The organism is Micromonospora endolithica, assembly GCF_003626595.1.
GTDB lineage: Bacteria > Actinomycetota > Actinomycetes > Mycobacteriales > Micromonosporaceae > Micromonospora > Micromonospora endolithica.
This window is the reverse complement of sequence record NZ_RBAK01000002.1, coordinates 387,511-412,006: the sequence shown is the minus strand read 5'-3', so window position 1 is coordinate 412,006 and position 24,496 is coordinate 387,511. Positions and strand designations below refer to the sequence as shown.

General features: G+C 73.9%; 21 protein-coding genes, 3 tRNA genes and 1 pseudogene. 15 read left to right on the top strand and 10 right to left on the bottom strand.

Annotated features, from left to right (window positions below; all coding sequences use genetic code 11):
• Window positions 1–20: 20 nt before the first annotated feature.
• The 3 genes from D7223_RS07800 to arfB all read left to right on the top strand — a co-directional run bounded on the left by D7223_RS07800 (window position 21) and on the right by arfB (window position 1,714).
• Window positions 21–881, top strand: coding sequence for a S1C family serine protease (locus D7223_RS07800; protein WP_120726527.1), 861 nt, complete (start codon window positions 21–23; stop codon window positions 879–881).
• A 110-nt stretch (window positions 882–991) separates the two neighbouring features.
• Complete coding sequence (locus D7223_RS07795) at window positions 992–1,279, top strand: hypothetical protein (RefSeq protein ID WP_120727087.1); 288 nt, start codon at window positions 992–994, stop codon at window positions 1,277–1,279.
• A 9-nt stretch (window positions 1,280–1,288) separates the two neighbouring features.
• Window positions 1,289–1,714, top strand: coding sequence for an alternative ribosome rescue aminoacyl-tRNA hydrolase ArfB (gene arfB / locus D7223_RS07790; RefSeq protein ID WP_120726525.1), 426 nt, complete (start codon window positions 1,289–1,291; stop codon window positions 1,712–1,714).
• A 21-nt stretch (window positions 1,715–1,735) separates the two neighbouring features.
• On the opposite strand, the gene D7223_RS07785 is transcribed toward arfB, so the two are convergent.
• The 4 genes and pseudogenes from D7223_RS07785 to D7223_RS07770 form a co-directional block, all read right to left on the bottom strand.
• The gene (locus D7223_RS07785) at window positions 1,736–4,246 is read right to left on the bottom strand and encodes a low temperature requirement protein A (protein WP_120726524.1); all 2,511 of its coding nucleotides are present in this window, start codon (window positions 4,244–4,246) and stop codon (window positions 1,736–1,738) included.
• Window positions 4,247–4,525: 279 nt separating this feature from the next.
• Window positions 4,526–5,419, bottom strand: a complete 894-nt coding sequence (locus D7223_RS07780) for an urease accessory UreD/UreH family protein (RefSeq protein ID WP_120726521.1) — start codon at window positions 5,417–5,419, stop codon at window positions 4,526–4,528.
• A gap of 77 nt (window positions 5,420–5,496) precedes the next feature.
• A pseudogene (locus tag D7223_RS07775) lies at window positions 5,497–5,988 on the bottom strand (3-methyladenine DNA glycosylase); the annotation flags it as partial.
• Between the two features lie 36 nt (window positions 5,989–6,024).
• Window positions 6,025–7,308 (bottom strand): hypothetical protein, encoded by a 1,284-nt coding sequence (locus D7223_RS07770; protein ID WP_120726519.1) that lies wholly within the window; start codon window positions 7,306–7,308, stop codon window positions 6,025–6,027.
• A 181-nt stretch (window positions 7,309–7,489) separates the two neighbouring features.
• Here D7223_RS07770 and D7223_RS07765 point away from each other — a divergent pair, with 181 nt between their 5' ends.
• From D7223_RS07765 to D7223_RS07750, 4 genes are all read left to right on the top strand, one after another.
• Window positions 7,490–8,293 carry a fumarylacetoacetate hydrolase family protein gene (locus D7223_RS07765; protein ID WP_120726517.1) on the top strand — a complete coding sequence of 268 codons (804 nt, stop codon included), beginning with the start codon at window positions 7,490–7,492 and terminating at the stop codon, window positions 8,291–8,293.
• 107 nt (window positions 8,294–8,400) lie between these two features.
• Window positions 8,401–8,472: transfer RNA gene (locus D7223_RS07760), tRNA-Gln, on the top strand.
• A gap of 90 nt (window positions 8,473–8,562) precedes the next feature.
• A tRNA-Glu gene (locus D7223_RS07755) sits at window positions 8,563–8,635 on the top strand.
• A gap of 178 nt (window positions 8,636–8,813) precedes the next feature.
• Window positions 8,814–8,889, top strand: a tRNA-Glu gene (locus tag D7223_RS07750).
• Between the two features lie 144 nt (window positions 8,890–9,033).
• On the opposite strand, the gene D7223_RS07745 is transcribed toward D7223_RS07750, so the two are convergent.
• Window positions 9,034–9,720: an IclR family transcriptional regulator gene (locus tag D7223_RS07745; protein WP_091671614.1), complete on the bottom strand. Its 687-nt coding sequence runs from the start codon at window positions 9,718–9,720 to the stop codon at window positions 9,034–9,036.
• Window positions 9,721–9,769: 49 nt separating this feature from the next.
• On the opposite strand from D7223_RS07745, the gene leuC reads away from it, so the two are divergent.
• From leuC to D7223_RS07725, 4 genes are all read left to right on the top strand, one after another.
• Entirely contained in the window at window positions 9,770–11,215 is a 1,446-nt protein-coding gene (leuC, locus tag D7223_RS07740; protein ID WP_120726515.1) for a 3-isopropylmalate dehydratase large subunit, read from the top strand.
• Between the two features lie 16 nt (window positions 11,216–11,231).
• Complete coding sequence (gene leuD, locus D7223_RS07735; protein ID WP_120726503.1) at window positions 11,232–11,819, top strand: 3-isopropylmalate dehydratase small subunit; 588 nt, start codon at window positions 11,232–11,234, stop codon at window positions 11,817–11,819.
• Window positions 11,820–11,991: 172 nt separating this feature from the next.
• Entirely contained in the window at window positions 11,992–12,669 is a 678-nt protein-coding gene (locus D7223_RS07730; RefSeq protein WP_186832259.1) for an HU family DNA-binding protein, read from the top strand.
• A gap of 142 nt (window positions 12,670–12,811) precedes the next feature.
• Window positions 12,812–14,782 (top strand): endonuclease/exonuclease/phosphatase family protein, encoded by a 1,971-nt coding sequence (locus D7223_RS07725; protein WP_120726499.1) that lies wholly within the window; start codon window positions 12,812–12,814, stop codon window positions 14,780–14,782.
• A gap of 257 nt (window positions 14,783–15,039) precedes the next feature.
• Here the strand turns inward: D7223_RS07725 and D7223_RS07720 are convergent, their stop codons facing one another.
• The 5 genes from D7223_RS07720 to cofC are packed head-to-tail and all read right to left on the bottom strand — an operon-like array spanning window position 15,040 to window position 20,711.
• Window positions 15,040–15,915 (bottom strand): NUDIX hydrolase, encoded by an 876-nt coding sequence (locus D7223_RS07720; protein WP_120726497.1) that lies wholly within the window; start codon window positions 15,913–15,915, stop codon window positions 15,040–15,042.
• Window positions 15,903–17,435: a CYTH and CHAD domain-containing protein gene (locus tag D7223_RS07715; RefSeq protein ID WP_120726495.1), complete on the bottom strand. Its 1,533-nt coding sequence runs from the start codon at window positions 17,433–17,435 to the stop codon at window positions 15,903–15,905. Before D7223_RS07715 ends, D7223_RS07720 begins: the two co-directional genes overlap by 13 nt.
• A 24-nt stretch (window positions 17,436–17,459) precedes the next feature.
• Window positions 17,460–19,805: an RNA degradosome polyphosphate kinase gene (locus D7223_RS07710; protein WP_120726493.1), complete on the bottom strand. Its 2,346-nt coding sequence runs from the start codon at window positions 19,803–19,805 to the stop codon at window positions 17,460–17,462.
• 53 nt (window positions 19,806–19,858) lie between these two features.
• Window positions 19,859–20,056: a cold-shock protein gene (locus tag D7223_RS07705; RefSeq protein WP_120726492.1), complete on the bottom strand. Its 198-nt coding sequence runs from the start codon at window positions 20,054–20,056 to the stop codon at window positions 19,859–19,861.
• Between the two features lie 10 nt (window positions 20,057–20,066).
• Window positions 20,067–20,711: a 2-phospho-L-lactate guanylyltransferase gene (gene cofC, locus D7223_RS07700; RefSeq protein WP_186832258.1), complete on the bottom strand. Its 645-nt coding sequence runs from the start codon at window positions 20,709–20,711 to the stop codon at window positions 20,067–20,069.
• A 114-nt stretch (window positions 20,712–20,825) separates the two neighbouring features.
• Between cofC and D7223_RS07695 the strand changes: the two genes are divergently transcribed.
• From D7223_RS07695 to D7223_RS07680, 4 genes are read left to right on the top strand one after another with little or no spacing between them, the layout of a single operon-like run.
• Entirely contained in the window at window positions 20,826–21,566 is a 741-nt protein-coding gene (locus tag D7223_RS07695) for a lysophospholipid acyltransferase family protein (RefSeq protein WP_120726487.1), read from the top strand.
• The gene (locus D7223_RS07690) at window positions 21,563–22,561 is read left to right on the top strand and encodes an NAD(P)H-dependent glycerol-3-phosphate dehydrogenase (RefSeq protein WP_120726485.1); all 999 of its coding nucleotides are present in this window, start codon (window positions 21,563–21,565) and stop codon (window positions 22,559–22,561) included. The genes D7223_RS07695 and D7223_RS07690 overlap by 4 nt, the downstream gene beginning before the upstream one ends.
• On the top strand, window positions 22,558–23,709 hold the full coding sequence (locus D7223_RS07685) for a cystathionine gamma-lyase (RefSeq protein ID WP_420330298.1): 1,152 nt from the start codon (window positions 22,558–22,560) through the stop codon (window positions 23,707–23,709). Before D7223_RS07690 ends, D7223_RS07685 begins: the two co-directional genes overlap by 4 nt.
• Complete coding sequence (locus D7223_RS07680) at window positions 23,709–24,485, top strand: putative protein N(5)-glutamine methyltransferase (protein WP_120726483.1); 777 nt, start codon at window positions 23,709–23,711, stop codon at window positions 24,483–24,485. The genes D7223_RS07685 and D7223_RS07680 overlap by 1 nt, the downstream gene beginning before the upstream one ends.
• Window positions 24,486–24,496 lie beyond the last annotated feature (11 nt).

Below are 24,496 nucleotides of genomic sequence, written 5' to 3'. Positions count from 1 at the left end.
AACACGTGAGGAGCGTACGCATGGCAGTGCAGACCGGGCTGGGTGAGCCGCGCGGTCCCTGGTTCGTCTCACCGGAACTCGGTCCCGACGGGCGGGGCGGGTGGGACGTACCCGGCTCGGAACGGGACCCGGGCGGGCGGCGGCCCGGCCGGCTGCTCGCGGCGCTGGCGGTGGTGGCGATCTCGGCCACCTCGGGCGCGCTGGCCGGCGGCGTGGTGGCCGGCCGGGACGGTGCGCCGGGGTCGTCCGCGGCCACCGCCGCCCCGGTGCCGGCGGAACTGGTGACCGCGGCCGGGAAGACCGTCCCGGGTGTGGTGTCCGTGCTGGTCGGCAGCGGCCGGGGAGCGTCCGCCACCGGGTCCGGGTTCGCGGTGGACGACCAGCAGCACATCGTCACCAACGACCACATCCTGGCCAAGGGGCGGGGCGGTCCGGTGACCGTCGAGCTGCCGGACGGACGGCGGCTGGCCGCCGAGGTGGTCGGCCGGGAGCCGCGCAGCGACCTGGCGGTGCTCCGGGTGCCACCGTCGGCGGGGCTCGCCCCACTGCCGCTGGCCAAGCCCGGCGCGACCCGGGTCGGCGAGCCGGTGCTGGCCGTCGGGTCCCCGCTCGGGCTGTCGGGGACCGTCACCGCCGGGATCGTCAGCGCGCTGGACCGTCAGGTGCGCCTCGGCGACAACCGGCACACCGCGGTGCAGACGGACGCCTCGATCAATCCCGGGAACTCCGGCGGCCCGTTGGTGAACGCCCGGGGCGAGGTGGTCGGCGTGAACACCGCGATCGCCACCATCGACGGCAACGGCTCGATCGGCATCGGGTTCGCCATCCCCATCGACCAGGTGCGGCAGACCGCCGACACGATCATCGGAAAGGGTGGCTGAGCTGCGGATAGTCACCAGGCGACCACGCTCGGAAAGGGGAACTGTCGGATTTCCGGCGCGGATCGATCGGCCCATGGAAATGTGGCGCTGAGTATGGATAAGTGACGTGGGTGGAGCGTCCTGTCATCGTGGCCCTCCTGCTCGTGGGCCTGATCATCGGTAGTGGTGTGGGATCGTCGTACGCCCGCGCGCGGCGCGGGTGGAAGGACTACCAGACCGCCAAGAAGACCGTGCCCGGCGCCCGGCGCGCCGCGTGGCTGCTGATCAAGGTGGTCAGCACCAAGGTCGGCGTGATCGCCCTGCTGCTGGTCGGCGCGGTCGCGTACGCCGCGGCCGGACCCGACGAGCCGGCGCCGCAACCGTCCCCGACCCCGTCGGCCACCCCGGGCGGACGCTAGCCTCAGGGTGTGGACGACGGGCTGCGGGTGAACGACCGGTGGGTGGTCCCCGCCGGCGAGCTGCGCGAGCGTTTCTCCCGCTCGTCCGGCCCCGGCGGGCAGGGCGTCAACACCACCGACTCCCGGGTGGAGCTGAGCTTCGACCTGGCCGCGTCGCCCGGCCTGTCGACGACCCTGCGGGCGCGGGCGTTGGAGCGGCTCGCCGGCCGGTTGGTCGACGGCGTGCTGACCGTGGTCGCCAGCGAGCACCGGGCCCAACTGGCCAACCGGGAGGCCGCGCGGGAGCGGATGGCCGCGTTGCTGCGCGAGGCGGTCGCCCCGCCACCGCCGCCACGTCGCCCGACCCGGCCGTCCCGGGGCGCCAAGGAACGTCGGCTCGCCGACAAGAAACGCCAGGCGCAGCGGAAGCGCGATCGCCGGGTGGACGGCGACTGACCGCCGACCACTCCGGTCGGGTCACTGGTGCCGGGCGGGCGGCGCGCCCGGGTCGACAGCGGGTCGTGACGTCGGGTCACCGGTCGGGGCGGCGGGGCCGTCGGGGTCACCCCGTTTGCGGTCGCCCGGCGCCTCGAAGGCGACCAGCAGCAGGACGGTCGCCACCAGCACGCCGAGCGCCGCGAGTGGGCCCGTTCCCGCGGTCACCGGAATCAGCGCCGCCACCGCCGCGGCCGTGAGCAGCCGCCGGCGGCGCAGCCGTCCGGTGACGATCCGCCAGTACCCCTCGACGGCGACCAGGTAGAGCAGCACCCCGCCGAAGAGCGCCAGGTGGGGCACCGCGCCCAGCGGTGGGGAGGCGACCAGGACGGGCTGGGCACCGAGACCGCCCATCGTCTTCCGCAGGCCGAGGGAGATCAGCACGATGCCCGCGATCATCGGCAGGTGCAGGTAGGCGTACGCGTCGCGGGCCAATGCGATACGGGTCCGTCCGGTCCGGCCGGCCAGCACGTGCTCACCCACGTCGGCGTCACCGCCGAAGTAGGTCCACCACAGGCCACCCAACAGCGCCGTGCCGAGGACGGCGGCCAGCACGATCCGGCCCGACACCGGCGAGTAGGCCACGGCCGTGCCGATCGCGATCAGCGCCTCGCCCAGACCGATGATGACGATCAGACCGAAGCGTTCGCACCAGTGCGGTGCCGACCAGATCCGCCAGCGGGCGACGTCCACCAGCCGGACCCCGCCGAGGTCGATGGCGATCGCCACCAGCCAGAGGCCCGCCCGCAGCGGCGAGAGCAGCCGGATGTCACCCACCGGTTGCGGCACCAGGGCGGCGGCGAGGAGCACGGCGAGCGCGAGCAGCGAGGGCCACATCGTGGCCAGGGCCTGCGCCCGCCGGTCCGGGTCCCGCTCCCGCCATGCCGTCACCCCCAGGGCGGCGACCTGCGACAGCCGGATCGCCGCGTAGCAGGCCACGAAGACCAGTGGCCCCGGCAGCCCGCCGGTGACGTCCGCCAGGGCCTGCGGCACGGCGATGCTGATCACCGCGGTCACCGCGACCACCACCACCGTCATCACCCGTACCACGGCCGCCTCCGACCGGATCGCGCCCGCCAGCCAGACGTACGCGCACCACGCCCACCAGAGCACGGTGAGCACCAGCATGCCCCGTAACAGGCCCGACCAGGTGGGGTCCTCGGCGAGCAGGGCGGATACCTGGAGGAACGCGTACACGAACACCAGGTCGAGGAAGAGTTCCTTCGGGGTGACCCCGCTACCCTTCTCGCCGGCCAGGTCGATGTGTTGGTGGAGGCGGTGGTGCCGGCGTCGGAAGACGGTCGCGTCTGCCAGCGCCATCGTCCCGGTGGCGGCCACCAGCAGCGCCAGTTGGCCGAGCACCGGCAGACCGGTGGCGACGGGCAGCAGGCCGATCGACAGCACGACACCGACCAGCGGTGAGCGGCCGACGATGCGCAGGGTGCGGGCCTCGAAGGCGAACAGGCCGGTCAGGTAGAGCGCCACACCGCCGTAGAGCACCAGCGGCCCGAGCAGCGTCGGCTCGGACGGGATGCGAAGCTGCGTGAGGGCCGTCTTCAGCCCGAGGGAGACCAGGATCAGCCCAGCCATCATCGGCAGGTGCAGGTAGCTGTAGGCGTCCCGGGCGAGCCGGGCCCGGCGGGCGCCCGAGAGTCGCTCCAGCGCCTGCTCGGCGGCGAACCGGGCGACGTCGAAGTACGTCCACCACAGCAGGCCGACGAGCAGGACACTGACCAGCACCCCGGCGATCACCGACCAGGTCAGCGGCTGGGCGACGGCGGCGCCCTGACTGAGACCGATCGAGATGATCGTCTCACCGAAGCCGATCAGAATGATCAGACTGTGCCGTTCCGCCCAGTACGGGATCGACCGCAGCCGCCACGCTCCGGTGCCGATGACGAAGATCCCGCCGTAGTCGACGGCGAGGGCGAGTACGACGAGACCGAACCGGGTCATGTCCCGGACCAGCCGGTCGTCGATCATTCCGGGCAGGATCGCCGAGGCGAGCAGCAGCAGCATCCCGGCGGCGGCCGGCCGCCAGGCCCGCCGGAACTGCCGCAGCTTGCCGGCGTCGTGGCGCAGCGCCAACGTCGTGACGAGCAGGGGGCCGCCGCGGACCACCACGTAGCCCAGTGCGAATACCAGCGGTCCGGGCAACCCGCCCGGTCGGTCCACGAAGGCCTCCCGGACGGTCAGTGCCATCACCAACAGCGTGGCGGTCAGGCCGAACATCACCGCGGGCAGGGCGCCCCGGGTGAGTCGGACGGCGTTGCCCAGCCAGGCGTAGTGCACCCAGCACCACCACAGCAGCGCGAGCAGCAACATGCCGCGGGGCACGCCGGCGAGGTTGAACTGCTCGGCCGTCACGCTGGTGACGTTGAGGAACGCGTAGACGAAGACCAGGTCGACGAAGAGTTCCAGGCGACTCACGCCGGCCGCCGGTTCGGCCAGGTGGATCCGGCCGAAGTGCGCCACCGGCTCGCTGTTCCTCACTATCCAACTCTGTCAAGCGGCGCGGCTCCGACCATCCGGTTCGCCGGAAACGCCCCTACTCCGGCACGGCCGCCAGCAGATGAGGAGAGGGCCCCGATGGGGCCCATCTTCGGACTCCTGATCTTCGGGTTCTCCGCCGAGCATGAACACCAGGGAGCCCAACGATCCTGTGACGCGGACGCTTCGCGTCAATCAGATCCCCGCTTCTGGACAACCTTGGAACCGGGGCAGGATGGCAGATGCCATGACGTAGCGGCGCGGAGAGGGTGTCTCAGGGGATCATGTCCCCAGCCTTGCCGGTGGCTCCGCTCCCTCGATCAGCGCGGCACACACATCGATCAACCGGGCGCGTAGTCGGCCCGCGCGCTGCGAGAACTCGCGTTGACGAGCGACGTACTCGGCCTTGCCCTCGGGTGTCTCGATGGCCACCGCCGGTTCCCCGTAGGAGGAGAAGTCGTACGGGGACGCCTGCATGTCGAGCAGCCGGATGTCCCTCGCCAACTCGAAGCAGTCGAGCGCCAGATCCCCCGGAACCGCAGGGCCCAGCTTGGTTGCCCACTTGTGGCAGTCCATCGAGGCGTGCAAGCAGCCCGGCTGGTCAAGTTCCAACTGGCTCTCCCTCGTGGGTCGGAGCCGGTTGAGGCTGACTGCGTCGGGAGTGAAGAACCGGAACGCATCGAAGTGCGTGCAGCGGATCTGGTGAGACTCGACCACCGCGTCAGTGCCCTCTTGCCCGAGTCGCAAGGGGAGTGGATGCCGATGCTCGCGTTGGCGGTACACCATCGCCCACTCATGCAGGCCGAAGCAGCCGGTGAAGGCTGGTCGCGACGCGATCGCGGACAACAGCCGATGGATGAAGCGCACCGTCTCAGCCCGGTCGGCGAGGAACGCTGTGGCGTGGAACCTCACGACTCCGTCCGCGTCCGTGGCGTACCAACGCCACTGTCGGTGTGGGGCAGAGCCATTCGGTCCGGGCTCCAAGGAGATGTCGACGCCCGGGTGCCAGCGTCGGAGCACGGAGAGCCTGGTGCCGTAGTAGTCGTACAAGAAGTCATCGATCGCGTGGCGTTCCCTCGTGGCCTTGCGCGCTCGATGTCCGGCGGTGAGAGAGTCAGCGCGCTCCTCGTGTGCCCGTGAGAGGGAGGCCCAGGTGGAAGCGGGCATGCGAGTCATTGGTCTCGACACCGTTTGTCCGCTTCGTATCGCTTCGATTCCCCCCACCTTCGAAAGTTGCCTGACTCGCCCGTACGCCCCCGCTCCTCGACCACCTCGGCGGTGCGTTCCGGTGTCAGCCGCAGCGGCCGGGGGTCGTGGCGTACCTCCCGCTGAGTCTGCCGGTAGACCATCGCCCACTCGTGCGTCCCGACGCAGCCGAGGCGCGCCGGGCGGCCGGCGGTGGCGGGGAGCAGCCGGCGGATCCAGGCGAGAGGCTCGGCTCGCCGCGCGCGTACCCCCTCGGTGTCGAGGGTGACGCCGGCGGCGTCGGCGCGGTAGTCGCGGCCCAGGTCGGCCGGGTCCGCGTCGCGCAGCACCACCATGGCGTCCGGATGCCACCGACGCAGTTGTGCCGGTCGGTGCGAGTAGTAGGTGAACAGAAAGACCTCGACGGGGTGCCTCTCGCCCCGGCAGCGGCGGGCCAGGTGCGAGACCAGCCAGCCGTCGACCCGCTCCTCGTGGGCCCGGCGGCGCTCCCGCCAGCGAGCCGCGTCGAGCGCGGTGCGGGCGACGAGGACGGCGGTCACGCAGCCCAGGGTACGACCTCGGGGGACCCACCCTGGTCAGGGCACGTCCACCCGCACCCCGGCCGAGAAGACTCCGCTGCGCAGTTCCAACTGCTGCGGCGGCTGCTCGCCGTGCACCGTGAACACCAGCGGCAGCACCATCCGGCTGCCGGCCGCCATCGGCTCGGCGAAGACGTCCCGGCCCTGGTTGGCGCTGCGGGTGGCCTGCTCGTCGGTGCTGACGAAGTTGCCGTCCGGCAGGTACGCCCGCTGCAACCGGCCGTGCCAGCTCTGCCGCTCCGGTGAGACGTTGCGCACCCCGACGGTCGCCTCGCACCGCCGCGCGTCCTGCCCCGGCTGGCAGGTGACCCGGTAGACGGTGAACTCGAACGCCGACTCACGCAGCGGCTCGCCGACCCCGCCGGCCACCCCCCGCCCGATCCACGCGCCGGTGGTCGGCTGGCTGTCCGTGTCGACGGCCGCGACCCGCCGGGTGGCGGTCCAGGTGGCGGTGCCGACCGTGCCGGCGAGCACCAGCGCCGCCGCCGGCACCAGCAGCCACGTCGAGGGTCGCCGCCGGCGTCGGGTCACCTCCGGGACCGCCGGCCGCGGGTAGACCGTGCCCGGGCCGTCGTGGGCCAGCGCCGCCGCCGTCGGGCGCCGCCGCCGCCGGAACAGCCAGATTCCGCCGAGGGCCAGCACGACCACCCCGCCGAGTCCGGCCAGCAGCACCGCCGGGCGTCGCCAGACCGGGGTCTGCGGGGCGCGCTCCACCGCGGCCGGCGCCGCGTTCCAGGTCGCCGTCGCGCAGTCGTACGGCCGGTTGCCGGCACCGTCGAACGCGCAGGCCGGCGCGGTGTGCGGCTGGTCCGGCGTGGCGGTGGTGAGCGTGGTCGCCAGCGTGGTGGTGCTTCGCGCCGGCAGCCGCAGCCGCCACGTCACCTCGTCCGTGCCGGCGGTGCGGGTGGTCCGGCCGCCGTCGGTGATCGTCGTCGCCGAGGAGCCGGGCGGCAGCTCCTGCCGGACGGTGGTGGACACCGGCGCGGAGCCGGAGTTGCGGACCTGGATCCGGTACCGCGGCGCGGGCGTGCCCTCCGACGCGACCGCCACCGTGACCGCCGGTTTCGGCGGTGGCACCGCGTCCCGGGTCGGGGTGGGCAGCGCCGGTGGCGCGGACGGCCGGCCGGGTTCCGCCGACGGCGCCGCCGCGTGCGTCACGGGACGGCGCTCCGCGGTCGCCGCGTCCGGGGCCGCCGCCGGCAGCGCCGGCAGGGCGGCGAGAACGCCGAGGCAGTTCACGAACACTGCCATGACTCTGTGGTGTCGTGTCGATGCAGGCATACGAACGAACCTCCGGAGCCGACGCTAGGGGCGGTCCCACGTCGTGCGGGTGAGAAGCCGGGAAGTACGCGCCGTCCCGCCGGATCCGGCGTAGGGTGCGCGTCCCCTCCCGATGGGTCCCCTCGCGCGGCGTCGCGGTGGTCGCAGCGGTCTCCGCCGTCGGCGGGGCTAAGGTTGCCGGGTGCGTATCGCTCGCTTCGCTCATGCCAAGGGAATGTCGTTCGGGGTCGTCGAGGGCGAGGTGGAGGCCGGCTCGCAGGGGCTGACCGTCGCCGAGATCGAGGGGCACCCGTTCGGCAAGATCCAGTTTTCCGGCGCCCGCTGGGCGCTCTCCGACGTCCGGCTGCTCTCGCCGATCCTGCCCAGCAAGGTCGTCTGCATCGGTCGCAACTACGCCGAGCACGCCGCCGAGCACGGCAGCGAGGTCCCCAAGGAGCCGCTGCTGTTCCTCAAGCCCTCCACGTCGGTCATCGGCCCGCGGGACGCGATCCGGCTGCCGATCTTCTCCAAGCAGGTGGAGCACGAGGCGGAGCTGGCCGTGGTGATCGGCGCGCCGGGTGCCCGCCGCGCCGACCGGGCCGCCGCCGAGAAGGCCATCTTCGGCTACACCTGCGCCAACGACGTCACCGCGCGGGACCTCCAGCGCACCGACGGCCAGTGGACCCGGGCCAAGGGCTTCGACTCGTTCTGTCCGATCGGGCCGTGGATCACCACCGGGCTGGACGTGACAGACCTGGAGATCCGTTGCGAGGTCGGCCGCGACCCCGAGGAGATGGAGGTCCGCCAGATCGGCCGGACCCGGGACATGGTCTTCGACGTGCCGGCCCTGGTGTCGTACGTGTCACACGTGATGACGCTGCTGCCCGGCGACGTGGTGCTGACCGGCACGCCGGCGGGGGTTAGCCCGCTCACGGAGGGGGATACGGTCACCGTGCGGATCGACGGCATCGGGGAGTTGACCAACCCCGTGGTGCCCGTCGCCTGATCCGGTCATCGACCCCGTTTTCGCAGCTCGGAGGCGGTTTCGGGGTATCGATTTGGCCTCCGGGCACCGGGAAGGTAAGGTTTGTACCCGGCGCCGCAAGGGGCCGATGGGGTATGGGGTAATTGGCAGCCCGACTGATTCTGGTTCAGTTAGTCTAGGTTCGAGTCCTGGTACCCCAGCGCAGCCGACGCTCGCGAGAGCGTCGGTCGCTGGATTCTGGTAGAGTTCGGCGGCACCGCCCGCAGGGGTGGTGCGGCAGAAGCAGTTCTGGCCCCGTCGTCTAGCGGCCCAGGACGCCGCCCTCTCAAGGCGGTAGCGCCGGTTCGAATCCGGTCGGGGCTACAGAAGCGTGACGAGCCCGTTCCACTCCGGTGGGACGGGCTTCGTCGTGTCCGGCCGCTCCCGGCCCGGTCCGTGACATCGGTAGTAGCGACCCGACCCCCTCGATCGCGGTGCCGACCCGTGCCGCTAGACTACTTCCCGCACCGCCCGCAACGGTGGTGAAGCAGGAAAAGTGCCTGGCCCCGTCGTCTAGTGGCCCAGGACGCCGCCCTCTCAAGGCGGTAGCGCCGGTTCGAATCCGGTCGGGGCTACCAGAAAAAGCCCGCCTCGCTCCGCGAGGCGGGCTTTCCCGTACCCACCCCACCCCGCCCGCCCCTGTCGGGTTGATCATGGGGTTGGCCGCCCTCGACACCGGCGTGTCGGGACGCCAGCGCCATGATGGACCGGGTGGGGGTGGGTTAGAGGCCGGAGAGGCGTTGGCCGGCTCTCACCACGGCCATCGCGTGGCGTTCGCCGGGGCGGCGGCCGAGGCGTTCGATCGGTCCGGAGATGCTGATCGAGGCGATCACCCGGCCGGTGCGGTCCCGGATCGGGGCGGAGACGCTCGCCACACCGGCCTCCCGCTCGGCGACGCTCTGCGCCCAGCCCCGCCGGCGTACCTCGGCGAGCGTGCGGCCGGTGAACTTCGACCGGGGCAGCAGCGGCATCACCGCCTCCGGCGGCTCCCAGGCGAGCAGGATCTGCGCCGCCGAACCGGCCGTCATCGGCAGCACCGAGCCGACCGGGACGGTGTCCCGCAGGCCGCTGGCCCGTTCGGCGGCGGCCACGCAGATCCGCTCGTCCGCGCGGCGCAGGTAGAGCTGGGCGCTCTCGCCGGTGGCGTCCCGCAGCGCGGCGAGCAACGGCTCCGCCGCGGTCAGCAGGACGTCCGGCGCGGCGTTCGCCAGCTCGCCCAGGCGCGGACCGGGACGCCAGCGTCCCTGGGTGTCCCGGACCAGCATCCGGTGGATCTCCAGGGCCTGCGCGAGCCGGTGCGCGGTGGCCCGGGGCAGCTTGGTTCGTTCGACGAGTTCGGCCAGGCTGGCGCCGTCGACACAGGCGGCCAGGATGACCACCGCCTTGTCGAGAACGCCGACACCGCTCATACTGTGTCCCACAAGCCGAAACTTACCTCCCAGAATTTAGGATGTCCAGATGGTGGGAGTCACTCCTGAGCCGAGGACCCTGGCCGAGAAGGTCTGGGACGCGCACGTCGTACGGTCTGCCGCGGGCGAGCCCGATCTGCTCTTCATCGACCTGCACCTGCTGCACGAGGTGACCAGCCCGCAGGCCTTCGACGGGCTACGCCTCGCCGGTCGCCCGGTCCGCCGCACCGACCTGACGATCGCGACGGAGGACCACAACACCCCGACCGGGTACGCGGACCCCGCGTTCCGCTCGCGCCGCGGTGACCTGCTCACCATCGCCGACCCCACCTCGCGTACGCAGATCGAGACCCTGCGCCGCAACTGCGCCGAGTTCGGCGTGAAGCTGCACCCGCTGGGCGACGACAACCAGGGCATCGTGCACGTCATCGGACCGCAGCTCGGCCTCACCCAGCCCGGTACGACGATCGTGTGCGGCGACTCGCACACCGCCACCCACGGGGCCTTCGGCGCGCTCGCGTTCGGCATCGGCACCAGCGAGGTCGAGCACGTGCTGGCCACCCAGACGCTGCCGCAGGCGCGCCCGAAGACGATGGCGGTGAACGTCACCGGTCGGCTCGGCCCGGGGGTCACCGCCAAGGACCTGGTGCTCGCCCTGATCGCCCAGGTCGGCACCGGCGGCGGGCGCGGCCACATCGTCGAGTACCGGGGCGAGGCGATCGAGGCCCTGTCGATGGAGGGGCGGATGACGATCGCCAACATGTCCATCGAGTGGGGCGCCAAGGCCGGCATGATCGCACCGGACGAGACCACCTTCGCGTACCTGAAGGGCCGGCCGCACGCCCCGACGGGCACCGACTGGGACGCGGCGGTCGCCTGGTGGCGGACGCTGCCCACCGACCCGGACGCGACGTTCGACGCCGAGGTCACCCTCGACGCGAGCCGGATCACACCGTTCGTCACCTGGGGCACCAACCCCGGCCAGGGCGCGCCGCTCGGCGCGGTGGTGCCGGCGCCGGAGGAGTTCGCCGGCGAGTCGGAGCGGGCCGCCGCCCGCCGCGCCCTGGAATACATGGACCTGACGCCCGGCACCCCGCTGCGGGACCTCGCGGTCGACGTGGTGTTCGTCGGCTCCTGCACCAACGGGCGCCTGGAGGACCTCCGGGCCGCCGCCGACGTGCTGCGCGGCAACCAGGTCGCCGACGGCGTACGGATGCTGGTCGTGCCCGGCTCCGCCGCGGTACGGGAGGCCGCCGAGGCCGAGGGGCTGGACAAGGTGTTCACCGACGCCGGCGCCGAGTGGCGCTTCGCCGGCTGCTCGATGTGCCTCGGCATGAACCCGGACACGCTGTCCCCGGGGCAGCGCTCCGCCTCCACCTCCAACCGCAACTTCGAGGGTCGTCAGGGCCGGGGCGGACGCACCCACCTGGTCTCCCCGCCGGTCGCCGCCGCCACCGCCGTGGTCGGCCGCCTCGCCGCTCCCGCCGACCTGTGAGAAGGGGACACCGCTGATGGACAGGTTCACCACCCACCGCGGCACCGCCGTGCCGCTGCGTCGGTCCAACGTGGACACCGACCAGATCATCCCCGCCGTGTACCTCAAGCGGGTGACCCGGACCGGTTTCGCGGACGGCTTGTTCAACGCCTGGCGGGAGGACCCGGAATTCGTCCTCAACGATCCCGCCTATTCCGGTGCGTCGATTCTCGTGGCCGGGCCGGAGTTCGGCACCGGGTCCTCCCGGGAGCACGCCGTGTGGGCGCTGCGCGACTGGGGGTTCCGGGCGGTGATCTCGCCCCGCTTCGGTGACATCTTCCGGGGCAACGCCCTCAAGGAGGGCCTGCTCCCGGTGGAGTTGGAATTGAAGGCGGTAGAGGAGATCTGGGACCTGGTCACCACCGACCCGGGTGCCCAGGTGACCGTCGACCTGACCGCCCGCGAGGTCCGCGCCGGGGACGCCACCTGGTCGTTCCCGCTGGACGACTTCAGCCGCTGGCGGCTGATGGAGGGCCTGGACGACATTGGACTCACCCTCCGCCACGAGGCCGACATCACCGCCTTCGAGGCGTCCCGGCCGTCGTTCCTGCCCTCGGTGGCCTAGCCGTACGCCCGATCTCAGCGCGGTTTCCGCCCCCACCGGCTCGGCCGGTGGGGGCGAATCCGTTGCGACACAAGGGCTTTTTTCTGCCGAATGTTTGTGTCCCGGCAGCACAGGGCATACCGTGCGCGCAGAATGGCTCGCGTCGAGTCAGTTGCACAATCGGGAGGAAGTCGTGAACAAGGCCGAGCTCATCGAGGCGCTCGCCGTTCGCCTGGGGGACCGGAAGACGGCGACGGCCGCGCTCGACGCGGTCCTCGCTGAGGTCCAGGCGGCGGTCACCAAGGGCGAGAAGGTGGCAATCACTGGCTTCGGAGCGTTCGAGAAGCGCGTCCGAGGTGCCCGAACAGCACGCAATCCGCGGACCGGTGAGGCGGTGAAGGTCAAGAAGACATCCGTACCGACCTTCCGCGCGGGCGCCGGCTTCAAGGAGATGGTGGCCAGCGGCAAGGTGCCGAAGGCCACGGCGGCGGCGAAGAAGACCGCCACGGCCGCCACCAGGACGGCCACGGCCAAGGCGACCACCGCCAAGGCCACCGGCACGAAGGCCACCGGCACCAAGGCGGCCGGTACGAAGGCCACCGGCGCCAAGGCGACCGGGGCCAAGGCCACCGCCGCGAAGTCGGCGGGCAGCAAGGCGACGGCCGCGGCGAAGAAGACCACCGCGGCGAAGGCCACGAAGACCACCGCGGCGAAGAAGACCTCGACCGCCAAGGTCGCTCCGGCGAAGAAGAGCGCCGCGACGACCAAGGCCACCGCGGCGAAGAAGACCGCCACGGCCAGCAAGAGCACGGCGGCCAAGAAGACCGCCGCGAAGAAGGCACCGGCCAAGAAGGCGGCCAGCAAGCGCTGACCCGCCGGCCGGCTCGAAGGGCGTCCACCGTCGCGGTGGGCGCCCTTCGGCGTACCCGCGCCGTTGACCGGGGTGGCCGCGACGCGCAGAATCGCCGTGCCGGCGCGCTCCGCCGGCCCGCCGACGGTGTGGAGGGGTCCCGGTGCGCAATCGCCAGTTCGCCACCGGGGCGCTCGCGCTGGGCGTCATCCTGTTCGTCGACGTCCTGCGCGTCTGGTTGCCGGGCATCATCACCATCTTCGGGCAGGCCGCGTCCACACCCGCCGAGCTGATGGGTGCCTTCGCCCTCGCCTGGTTCGTGCTCGCCCTGGCCGCCCCGGTACTGGTCGGTCGACTGGGGGCCGGTCCGGTCACCGTCACGGCGGGCGTGGTGCTGGCCGTCGCCCGGCTGGCGCTGACCGCCGCGCCCGGCGGTCGGATCCAGCTCTGGCTGGCCACCGCCGGCCTGCTCGCCGGGCTGGTCTGGCTCTCCGCCACCGCCACGACGACCGCCCGGCCGGTTCCGGGGCTGGCCCTCGGGCTGGCGGCGAACGCGGCGGGGCACGCCCTGCTGGACACCCAGGACCTTGTCTGGCGCGGCGGTTGGGCGGGCTGGCTGGGCAGCGTGGCACTCGTGGCGCTCTACCTGACCGCCCTGGCGTCCCGCACCGCCACACCGCACGGGTCGGATCCGCCCGGCGCCCCCACCGGGCCGGCCGCCACCGCCGGGTCCGGCGACGTCGCCTCGCCGTACGCGTCCGGCCGGGCCGCCGGTGCCGGCGGTGTCCGGGCCTGGCTGCTGGCCGGACCGGCGCTGCTGCTGGCGGGGATGCTCGCGCTCTCCCCGGCGCTCGCCCGCACCGGCACCTCCTACCTGGTCAGCGGCGACGGGGTGGCCGGCTCGCCGCTGTGGGGCCTGGTGCCGTTGCCGGTGGCGGTCGCCGGCTTCCTGCTGGCCGCGCTGACCCGACCCGCCGGCGGGCCGGCGCGGGCGGTCGGACCGGTGGCCCTGCTCGCCGGTGCGGTGCTGTTCGCCCTGGACCGGGGCGACCTGCTGGTCCCGGCCATGCTGCTGGCGGCGGTCGGCCTCGGCGCCTGCCTCGCCCTGGCCGGTGCGGGCACCCTCGACCGGCCCGGCGAGGCGGGGGACGACCGGCGACGGGGCTACGCGGCGGCCGTCGGGATGCTCGTGTTCGCTTTGGGCGCGGTGGGTTACTACTCGGCGTACGACCTGGGCTACCCGAACGCCGCGGTGCCCGTGTCGGTGGCGTTGCTGGTGGCCGTGGTCGCCGGCACCACCCGACCGGCCTCCCGGACGGCGGGGCGACCGGTGCCGGTGCGAACCGCGGTCGCGCTGACCGCACTGGCCCTCCTGACGCCGGTGGTCGCCGACGGGGTGCCGGTGGCCAGCAACCGGGGCGGGCCGCCGGAGCGGCTGACCGTGGTGGCCTACAACGTCCGGATGGGCTTCGGCCTGGACGGCCGGTTCGACCTGTCCGGACTGGCCGGCATCGTCAGCCGGCAACGGCCCGACGTGGTGCTGCTCAGCGAGGTGGACCGGGGCTGGCTGCTCAACGGCGGACACGACACCCTGGACCTGCTGGCCGACCGGCTGGACATGCCCTACGTCTTCGCCCCCGCCGCGGACCCGGTCTGGGGGGACGCGGTGCTGAGCCGCTGGCCGATGACCGGCCCGCGAACCCTCCCGCTGCCGGCGGTCGGGGCACCCACCGGGGCGCAGGCCCTCGCCGTCACCCTGGACCTCGGCGACGGCGTCCGGACCGCGGTGGTCAGCACCCACCTCCAGCCCCCGCCGGGCGAGGGCCCGGTGGTGCAGGCCCGTGCGGTCGCCGACTTCGCCGTCGGGTACGCGGCCGGCCGGCCGCTGGTGGTCGGCGGTGACCTGAACACCGAGCCCGGCGACGAGGCGTTCGGGGAGTTCACCCGGGTCGGGCTGGTCGACGCGCTGGCCGCCGCCCGTCCCCTGGGCACCAGCCCCGCCGACGATCCACGGAACCAGATCGACCACGTGTTCGTCTCGCCGGGACTGACCGCGGCCGGGGCGGTCGCGCCGCGCGGTACGGCCAGCGACCACCTGCCGGTGGCGGTCACCGTCACCCTGCCGCCGCGCTGACCCCCGCCGCGTGGCCGCCCGGCCGCTGTGCGCCGCCTGGCCCGCGCTGACCCCCGCCGCGTGGCCGCCTGGCCGCCTGGCCGCTGTGCGCCGCCTGGCCGCTGTGCGCCGCCTGGCCGCTGTGCGCCGCCTGGCCGCGCTGACCCCCGCCGCTGCATTGCCGCCGCGCTGCTGCCGGCGCTCGACGCCCGGTGCGGTGGGTTCGGCGTTAACCGGGGGCCCTTCCTCTACCGCAGGCGTTAAGAAGGGGCCCTTCCTTACCAGCGGTCGAGGGCGAGGAGGTGGTCGCCGGCGAAGGCGAGCAGCCAGCCGCCCCCCTTCGGGGTGGTGAAGTCGTCCTCGCGGCCGGTGAGCCGCTCCAGGGCGCCCGGTATCACCTTGCCCTGGCTGCACGCCGCCACCGTCTCCCCGGACCGCGCCAGCGCGGTCAGCCGGGCCGCCGCGGCCAGCGCGCACTCGTCGGGCTGCTGCCCCGGCTGCGGCTCGTCGAGGTCGCCGCACACCTCGATCGGCAGGTCGAGCAGGGCCGCCGACGGGTCGAGCGTCTGTACGCAGCGACGGGCCGTCGCGGACAGCAGCCGGGCCGGCCGGAGCAACGCCACCAGCGTCGCCAACTCGTGGGCCCGGGCCCAGCCCTGCGCGTCCAGTGGCCGGCCGGTGTCCGGACCGGACCAGGTCACCCGCTTGCCGGCGTGCGCGTGCCGCACCAGTGCCATCGTCCCGGTCACCCGGGGCAGCGCGGCGAACGCGGCCAGCACCTCGGCGTCGTGCGGATAGCTGACCCGCCCGATCGCGTCGTCGGGGGACAGCCAGCACACGTCGTCGACCTCGGTGTCCGGTTGGAAACCGCCGGTCGCCACCGCCCGCATCGACCAGTAGTCGACCCGTTTCGGCCGCCCCTCGCTGCGGTAGTGCACGGTGGGCAGCCGGACCTGCGGCACCGCCCGGTTGTCCGACTCCTCGGCGACCTCGCGGACGGCGGCCGACAACGGGTGCTCGTCCGCCTCCAGCTTGCCCTTCGGCAGCGTCCAGTCCCGGTAGCGGGGCCGGTGCACCAGGCACACCTCGACGCCGTCGGGAGTCGGCCGCCACACCACGCCGCCGGCGGCGTGGATCCCGGTCATCGCAGCCATCGGGTCCGCCGTCGCCGGCTGGCCCGGCGCCAGGCGGCCGGGAAGTCCGCGCGGGCGCGGTGGACCGCCGCCCGTTCCCGTTCGGCCAGCCGTCCGGCGGTGATTGCCAACTCGTGGTCGTCCGGCCGCCCGGCGGCCACCGACAGCCAGGTCTCGGCCGCCACCGCCGCGTCCTGGTGCTCGCCGAGCACGTCCTGCACCCGGCCCAGCCGGCGGTTGAGTTCCCGCGCGTCGTCACCGAGCACCGGCGTCATCGACTTGACCGCCGCGCGGACCCGCTTGCCCTCCTTGCGGACGTCGTGCCACTGCTCGTCCGGGCCGGTCCGCTCCAGTCCGGCCACGCTGCCCGGGTGCGACCCGTGCCCGGCCAGTCGCCGCCACCGGCGGGCCACCAGCCTGGGCAGCGTCCGCCGCGCCGGCTTGCCGGCCCGCGCGGTGAGCACGGGTGACCGGGCGGCCAGCACCAGCGCGTCCACCAGCGCCACGTAGCGCGCCGAGCGCAGCGCCGCGTCGACCGCGGCCAGCGCGTCGGCCTGGCGGCGCGCCAGGACGTCGTCCAGCCGGTCCACCGCCGCGCCGTCGAGCGGACTGGTCGGGTCGGCGCTGGCCGTACGGCGCAGCCGCTCCCGCAACACCTCGGCGTCCCGGGCCGCGCCGAGGGAACCGGCGAGCCAGGTCAGCTCGTCGCGCAGCGGCCGGGCCCAGGAGGGACGCAGCAGCCGGGCGAACGTCTTCAGGTCGCCGCGCAGCCGTCGGCAGGCCACCCGCATCTGGTGCACGGCGGTGTCGCCGTCGTCGCCCGGTGCGCGCAGTCGCGCCAGCGGGTCGTGCGCCAGCAGCCGGCGTACCTCCCGGCGGATCCCCTCGGTGACCACGTCGCCGCCGGTGGGCGCGGCGGGCAGGCCGGCCGGCGCCGCCAGGTCGGGCTCCCCCGCGGCGGCCGGCCCCAGGGCGCGTACGTGCTTGGGGGTGAAACCTCCGTCGCGGGCGCCCGCCTCGCGCAGCGCCGCGCCGATCCGGTCCAGCAGCGCGCCGTCGCCGGCCTTGCGTTCCGCCTCCAGCTCGCGGAACGCGCCGGTGGTCGCCCCGTCGTCGTCCCGCACGGTGACCTGGTCGTCCACCACCTCGGCGAGCACCGTGCCGGCGGCGTCGTGCACGTCGTAGGCGGTCCGGACCGTGCGGACCACCGCGACCGGGGCCAGCGGCGCGCCCCGGTGGAACACCGTGACCAGTTCGGCCAGTTCGGCCGGCGGCGCACCGACCGGGCCGGGCCGGGAGATCTCGTGCCGTACGCCGGGACTGCCGGTCGGCAGCTTCACCGTCCACGGCGGCTCGTCGCCCGCACGGTGGCGCAGCGACACCCCGGCCCGGGCCAGTCGCAGGTCGACGGTGTCCACGTACGTGGCGACCAGGGTCACCGCCGGACGGGCGCGTACCCCGCCGCCGGCCGGGGCGACGGCGGACAGGTCCGGCAGGACCCAGTCCTCGTCGACGGCGTACTTCCGTTCCTCCTCGACCATCTCGTCAGCCTAGTTCGGTGGCGGTCATCCGGCCGTGCCGCCGACCCGACGCAGCAGCAGTTCCTGGAGGTCGACCAGGGGCGTGTCGGGGGTGCCGGTACGGCGGGTCCAGGTGCCGTCCGCGGCCAGCTCGAAGGCGTCCACGTCCGGGCCCATCGCGGTGGTCAGCACGTTGTCCAGTTCGGCCCGCGCGACCGGGTCGCTGACCTGGACCAGGGCCTCCACCCGGCGGTCCAGGTTGCGGTGCATCAGGTCGGCCGACCCCATCCAGAACTCGGCGTCGCCGTTGTTGCCGAACCGGAAGACCCGGGAGTGCTCCAGGAACCGGCCGAGGATCGACCGGACCCGGATGTTCTCCGACAGGCCCGGCACGCCGGGGCGCAGCGTGCACATGCCCCGGATCAGCAGGTCGACGTGCACGCCGGCCCGGGAGGCGCGGTAGAGGGCGTCGGTGAGTTCCTCGTCGACCAGCGAGTTCACCTTGAACTGCACCAGGCCGGGCATGCCCAGCCGGACGTGCGCGATCTCGCGTTCGATCCGTTCCACCAGCCCGCTGCGGATCCCCTGCGGCGCGACCAGCAGCCGCCGGTACGCGGTCTGCCGGCTGTAGCCGGTGAGCACGTTGAACAGGTCGGTGAGGTCGGCGCCGATCTCCGGGTCGGCGGTGAGCATGCCGAAGTCCTCGTAGAGGCGGGCGGTCTTCGGGTGGTAGTTGCCGGTGCCGATGTGGCAGTACCGGCGGATCTGGTTGCCCTCCTGGCGGACCACCAGGGAGGTCTTGCAGTGCGTCTTCAGCCCCACCAGGCCGTACACGACGTGGCAGCCGGCGCGTTCCAGGGTGCGCGCCCAGCCGATGTTGGCGATCTCGTCGAACCGGGCCTTCAGCTCCACCAGCACCACCACCTGCTTGCCGGCGGCCGCCGCGTCGACCAGCGCGTCGACGATCGGCGAGTCCCCGCTGGTGCGGTAGAGCGTCTGCTTGATGGCCAGCACGTTCGGGTCGGCCGCGGCCTGCTCGACGAAGCGCTGCACGCTGGTCGCGAAGGAGTGGTACGGGTGGTGCACCAGCACGTCGCCGTCGCGCAGGGTGGCGAAGACGCTGCGGGGGACCTCGCCCTCGGCGAGTCGGGGGTGGGTGGCCGGCACGAAGGGCGGGTCCTTGAGGTCCGGCCGGTCGGCCTCGCCGTAGAGCTGCCAGAGCGCCGACAGGTCCAGCAGGCCACGCACCCGCAGCACGTCCTGGGCGTCCATGTCCAGCTCGCGGACGAGCAGTTCCAGCATGTGGTCGGAGATCGAGGCGGCGACCTCCAGCCGTACCGGCGGGCCGAAGCGCCGCCTGGCCAGTTCCCGTTCCAGGGCCTGGAGCAGGTCCTCGTCGCGGTCCTCGTCCACCTCGACCTCGGCGTTGCGGGTGACCCGGAAGAGGTGGCACTCGACCACCTGCATGCCGGAAAAAAGCTGACCGAGGTGCACCGAGATGAGGTCCTCGACGGGCAGCATCCGGACACCGGGCTGGTTCCGGTCGACCCGGACGAACCGGGGCACGTTGTTCGGCACCTTCACCCGGGCGAACAGCTCCGAGCCGCCGTCGGGGTCGCGGACCGCCACCGCGAGGTTCAGCGAGCGCCCGGAGATGTACGGGAAGGGGTGCGCCGGGTCCACCGCGAGCGGGGTGAGCACCGGGAAGATGTGTTCGCGGAAGTAGGTGCGCAGCCGCTCCCGTTCCGGGTCGCCGAGGTCCGCCCAGCGCAGCACGCGGATGTCCTCGGCGGCCAGCTTCGGCAGCACGTCGTCGACGAAGCACGCGGCGTGCCGGGCGACCAGCATGGCGGCCTGCTCCGAGATCAGTTCAAGCTGGGTGCGCAGCGGCATCCGGTCGCCGCCGCGTACCGGCAGGCCGGCGGAGAGCCGGCGCTTCAACCCGGCCACCCGCACCATGTAGAACTCGTCGAGGTTGCTGGCGAAGATGGCCAGGAACTTCGCCCGCTCCAGCAGCGGGGCGTCCGGGTCCTCGGCCAGTGCCAGCACCCGGTTGTTGAAGTCGAGCCAGGACAGCTCCCGGTTGAGGAACCGGTCCTCGGGCAGTGGCGGGGCGGCCGGCGGTTCGTCGTCGGCGAGGGCCGGCGGGAGGACGTCGCCGGTGGCGGGGCCGTCGCCCGGGCTCGCCTGCGGGTCCAGCACCTCCTCCAGGCCGGTGGAGTCGGCCGCCGCGTCGGTGTCGGAAGGAACCTCGGTGTCCGGGCGGATCCGCTCCACGCCGGGCGCGGAACGGAACCGGCCGTCGGCGCCGCGAACGCGGGTGCCGTTGCGGGAGCCGGACGTCTCGGTGGGCTGGGGCGGGGCGGTGGGGTGCTCGCGAGGGGTGCTCACCCGCTCATCTTGACCCGAATCGGGTTAACGCAAAATGAACTTGGGCCGGCTGCTCAGGCCATCGTCGGCAATGTCACGCGCACGACCTCGCCGTCCGGATCGGTGTCGACCCGCAGTCGCTGACCGAGGCGGAGCAGTCGCAACCCGGAGGCGTCGAACGCCCGGGCGCCGAACGCCAGCTCGGTGCCGTCGTCGAGCAGCAGCACGCCACCGCGGGTCGTCGCGTCGAAACTGGCCACCGTGCCCTGCATGACCCGGACGCTACACCGCCGGCGCGCCCGCCGGGCAGCCGGCGCACGCCAGCGCCGCGGTGCGGGGTCCCAGACCGAGGCGGGTCGCCGCCGCCAGGTCCTCCCGGGTGTCCACGTCCCGGCGCAGGCTGGGCCAGTCGCCGGTGAGGGCCACCGCACCGCTCGCCGCGTGGGCGGCGGCCGAGTCGGTGCCGAAGCGCGGATCGAGGGGTACACCGGGCGGGGCGGCCAGCAGCACCGTGCCGGTGCCGGGGGTGTCGGCGACGTAGTGGCGTACCCCGGTGGGGCCGGACCGCGCCGCGTGCAGCGCCGCCGCCAGCTCGGCCGGGCGCAGCGCGGGCAGGTCGGCGGTGAGCCCGGCCACCCAGCGGCCGGGCGCGACCGACGCGCCGTGCCGGAACGCGGCGTTCAGGCCCGCGTCCGGCGGGTCCGGCAGCACCCGCGCGGGGGCCACCGCCGCGGCCACCCGCGGGTCGTCGGTGACGACCACCACCTCGACGACCACCGGGCAGGCCCGCACCGCGCGGACCGTGTCGGCCGCGAGGGCCAGGGCCAGTTCCTCGTGCGGTACGGCCGGCAGGGCCCCCCGCAGCCGGCTCTTCGCGGCGGTGAGGGGCTTCACCGGCACCACCACGGTCCACCTCGACTGGCTCACGCCGCAATCCTGCCAGCCGGACGGCGGTACCCTCACTGGCCGGACCGGGGGCGAGCAGGCATGATTTCCGCTGCGGGGTCAGGGTGCGGGTCGGGGCGGGCAAGAGGAGGCGCGGTGGGGCGGCGCAGGCTGGGGTTCTGGCCACGGTTCGCCGTGGTGCTGATCAAACCGGTCATGACGGTCTGGACCCGGCGCACCTGGCGGGGCATGGAGCACCTGCGCGGCGAGGGCGGTGTGATCATCGTCCCGAACCACATCTCGCACGCCGATCCGCTGGTCTCCGCGCACTTCGTCTACGACTCCGGGCGCTGGCCGCAGTTCCTCGGCAAGGCCAGCGTCTTCCGGGTACCGGTGGTCGGCGCGATCCTGCACCGGTGTCGCCAGATCCCGGTGGAGCGGGGCTCGGTGGACGCGGTGAAGTCGTTGGACGCGTTGGTCGCCGCGCTCGCCGAGGGTGGGGCGGTGGTGATCTACCCGGAAGGCACCACCACCCGCGAGCCGGACCTGTGGCCGATGCGGGGCAAGACCGGAGCCGCGCGGCTGGCGCTGGCCACCGGGGCACCGGTCGTTCCGGTCGCGATGTGGGGTCCCGAGCGGATCTTCGACCCGCGTACGAAGCGTTTCAGCGTGCGCCCCCGGATCCCGGTGACCGTGGTCGCCGGGCCGCCGGTCGACCTGAGCCGCTGGGCGGGCGCCACGCCCACCAGGGCCGTTCTCGAGGAGATGACCGACACCATCATGTTGCGTCTGCGGGACCTGCTCACCGAGATCCGCGGCGGGACACCCCCGCCGCTCTGGGAACGTCCACCCCGTCCGGCCGTCGACCGCGACCAGCAGCCGGGAGCGGCGGCGTGACCGGGCACGTGGCGGTGCTGGGTGCCGGCTCGTGGGGGACCGCGTTCGCCAAGATCCTCGCCGACGCGGGGCGGGACGTCACGATCTGGGCCCGCCGGGCTCCGGTCGCCGACCAGATCCGCGCCGAGCGGCGCAACACGGAGTACCTGCCGGGGCTGGTGCTGCCGGAGCGGGTCACCGCGACCGGGGACGCCGCCCGGGCGATCACCGGCGCGGAGGTGGTGGTGCTGGCCGTGCCGTCCCAGACGCTGCGCGGCAACCTGGCCGACTGGACCCGGCACCTGCACCCGGACGCCACGCTGGTGTCCCTGATGAAGGGCATCGAGCTGGGCACCACCAAGCGGATGAGCGAGGTGATCGTGGAGACCGCCGGCGTGGCGGCCGACCGGGTGGTGGTCGTCTCCGGGCCGAACCTGGCACCGGAGATCGCCGCCGAGCAGCCCGCCGCCACCGTGGTCGCCGGCACCGACCCGCACCGCACGACGCTGGTGCAGGGCGCGATCACCACGCCGTACTTCCGGCCGTACACCAACGACGACGTGGTCGGCTGCGAACTCGGCGGCGCGGTCAAGAACGTCATCGCGCTGGCGTACGGCATCGCCACCGCGATGGGCTTCGGCGACAACACGCGGGCGATGCTGGTCACCCGGGGGCTGGCCGAGACGGCCCGGCTGGGCGTGGCGCTCGGCGCCGACCCGCTCACCTTCGCCGGCCTGGCCGGCATGGGTGACCTGGTGGCGTCCTGCTCCTCGCCGATGGCCCGGAACCGCACCTTCGGCGAGCACCTGGGTCGCGGCGCGACGCTGGAGGAGGCGCGGATCGCCACCCGGCAGACCGCCGAGGGCGTCAAGAGCGCCCTGGCGATCCGGGACCTGGCCCGGGCGCACGGGGTGGAGATGCCGATCACCGAGCAGGTCGAACTGGTCTGCCACGAGGGCGTCGACCCGAGGCTCGCGGTGGACGCCCTGATGAGCCGTACGACGAAGCCGGAGTGAGCGCCGTGACCGGATCCCACCGCGAAAGCGGAGACACGAGCGGGCCGCACGACGGCACCCGCTGCGTCCACGCCGGGCTCCCCGAGCCGGTGCCCGGGCAGCCGTTCCTGCCCGGCCCGGTGTTCGCCGCCCCGTACCACCTCGACCCGTGGGCCGGCCCGGCGGCGACGCCGAACGGCTACGGGCGCCCGGACAACCCCACCCGCCGGCTGCTGGAGGCGGCCATCGGGGAACTGGAGGGCGGCGACTGCCGGGTCTTCGCCAGCGGGCAGGCGGCCATCACCGGGCTGCTGCTGGCCCTGCTGAAGCCCGGTGACACCGTGCTGCTGCCCTCCGACGGGTATTTCCCGGTGCGGGCGTTCGCGACCGAGACGCTGGCCGGGATCGGGGTGCGGGTGCTCTTCGCGCCCACCGCCGGGCCCTACCCGGACCTGGCCGGCGTACGGCTGGTGCTGCTGGAGACGCCGGCCAACCCAGGCCTGGACGTCGTGGACGTGCCGGCGCTGGTTGACCGGGCGCACGCCGCCGGGGCCCTGGTGGCGGTGGACAACACCACCGCCACCCCGCTCGGGCAGCGCCCGCTGGACCTGGGCGCCGACCTGGTGGTCGCCTCCGGCACCAAGGCCCTCACCGGTCACTCCGACCTGCTGCTCGGCTACGTCGCCACCCGTACGCCGGCGCTGCTGGAGCCGGTGACGTCCTGGCGGACGCTCACCGGCGCGGTGCCCGGTGCCTTCGACGCCTGGCTGGCACACCGCTCGCTGGCCACGCTGGACCTGCGGCTGGCCCGGCAGACGGCCAACGCCGAGGCGCTCGCCGTGCTGCTGGCCGGGCGTCCGGACGTGACCGGGGTGCGCTGGCCGGGACTGCCGGACGACCCGGCCCACCGGATCGCGTCGGCGCAGATGCGGCGCCTGCCGGGGGTGCTCTCGTTCGACCTCGGCGATCCGGAGCGGGTGGCCCGTTTCGTCGTCGCCGCGCGGCTGGTGTCCGCGGCCACCTCGTTCGGCGGCCTGCACACCACCGCCGACCGGCGCGCCCAGTGGGGCGACGACACCGCACCGGGCTTCGTCCGGCTCTCCTGCGGCGTGGAGGACACCGTCGACCTGGTCGCCGACGTCACCGCGGCCCTGGACGCCGCCCGCTGATGCACACCGGCCGGGCGGCCCTGGTGGCGAGGCTGCGCGCCGCCGGCTGCGTGTACGCCGAGGACGAGGCGGACCTGCTCGTCGCCGGGGCGGGCACCGCCGGGGAGCTGACCCGGCTGGCCGAGCGCCGGGTGGCCGGCGAGCCGTTGGAGCACGTCCTGGGCTGGGCCGAGTTCTGCGGCCGGCGGATCGCGGTGGGGCCGGGCGTGTTCGTGCCCCGGGCGCGTACCGGCCTGCTGGTGGACGCCGCCGCGGCGGTGACCGGCCCGGCGGCGGCCGTGGTGGAACTCTGCTGCGGCTCCGGCGCGATCAGCGCGGTGCTCGCCGAGCGGATCGCCCCGCGCTGGCTCGCCGCGACCGAGGTGGACCCGGTGGCCGTCGGGTACGCCCGCCGCAACCTCGCCGCCTGCCGGGCCGAAGTGTTCCCGGGTGACCTGTTCGCGCCCCTGCCGCAGCGCTGGCGGGGGCGACTCGACCTGGTGGTGGCCAACGCCCCGTACGTGCCGACGGACGCGGTGGCGTTGATGCCGGCCGAGGCGCGGCTGCACGAGGCGCTGGTGGCGCTGGACGGGGGCCCGGACGGCCTCGCGGTGCTGCGTCGGGTCGCCGAGGGCGCGGCCGGGTGGCTGAGGCCCGGTGGACACCTGGTGGTCGAGGTGAGCGAGGCGCAGTCGGTGGCGCTGTGCACGGCGGTGTCGGTGGTCGGTCTGGTGCCGGTGGTGGTCCGCGACGAGGCCCGGGACGCCGTCGCCGTCACCGCGCGCCGCCCCGCCTGACCACCGGCCCC

What these genes read in the sequence shown, in the direction of transcription:
- D7223_RS07715 (WP_120726495.1), bottom strand. Translation starts at nt 17,435, where the DNA reads ATGGTCGAGGAGGAACGGAAGTACGCCGTCGACGAGGACTGGGTCCTG.
- D7223_RS07780 (WP_120726521.1), bottom strand. Translation starts at nt 5,419, where the DNA reads ATGACTCGCATGCCCGCTTCCACCTGGGCCTCCCTCTCACGGGCACAC.
- D7223_RS07770 (WP_120726519.1), bottom strand. Translation starts at nt 7,308, where the DNA reads ATGCCTGCATCGACACGACACCACAGAGTCATGGCAGTGTTCGTGAAC.
- leuD (WP_120726503.1), top strand. Translation starts at nt 11,232, where the DNA reads ATGGACAGGTTCACCACCCACCGCGGCACCGCCGTGCCGCTGCGTCGG.
- D7223_RS07705 (WP_120726492.1), bottom strand. Translation starts at nt 20,056, where the DNA reads ATGCAGGGCACGGTGGCCAGTTTCGACGCGACGACCCGCGGTGGCGTG.
- D7223_RS07720 (WP_120726497.1), bottom strand. Translation starts at nt 15,915, where the DNA reads ATGGCTGCGATGACCGGGATCCACGCCGCCGGCGGCGTGGTGTGGCGG.
- D7223_RS07745 (WP_091671614.1), bottom strand. Translation starts at nt 9,720, where the DNA reads ATGAGCGGTGTCGGCGTTCTCGACAAGGCGGTGGTCATCCTGGCCGCC.
- D7223_RS07800 (WP_120726527.1), top strand. Translation starts at nt 21, where the DNA reads ATGGCAGTGCAGACCGGGCTGGGTGAGCCGCGCGGTCCCTGGTTCGTC.
- D7223_RS07680 (WP_120726483.1), top strand. Translation starts at nt 23,709, where the DNA reads ATGCACACCGGCCGGGCGGCCCTGGTGGCGAGGCTGCGCGCCGCCGGC.
- leuC (WP_120726515.1), top strand. Translation starts at nt 9,770, where the DNA reads ATGGTGGGAGTCACTCCTGAGCCGAGGACCCTGGCCGAGAAGGTCTGG.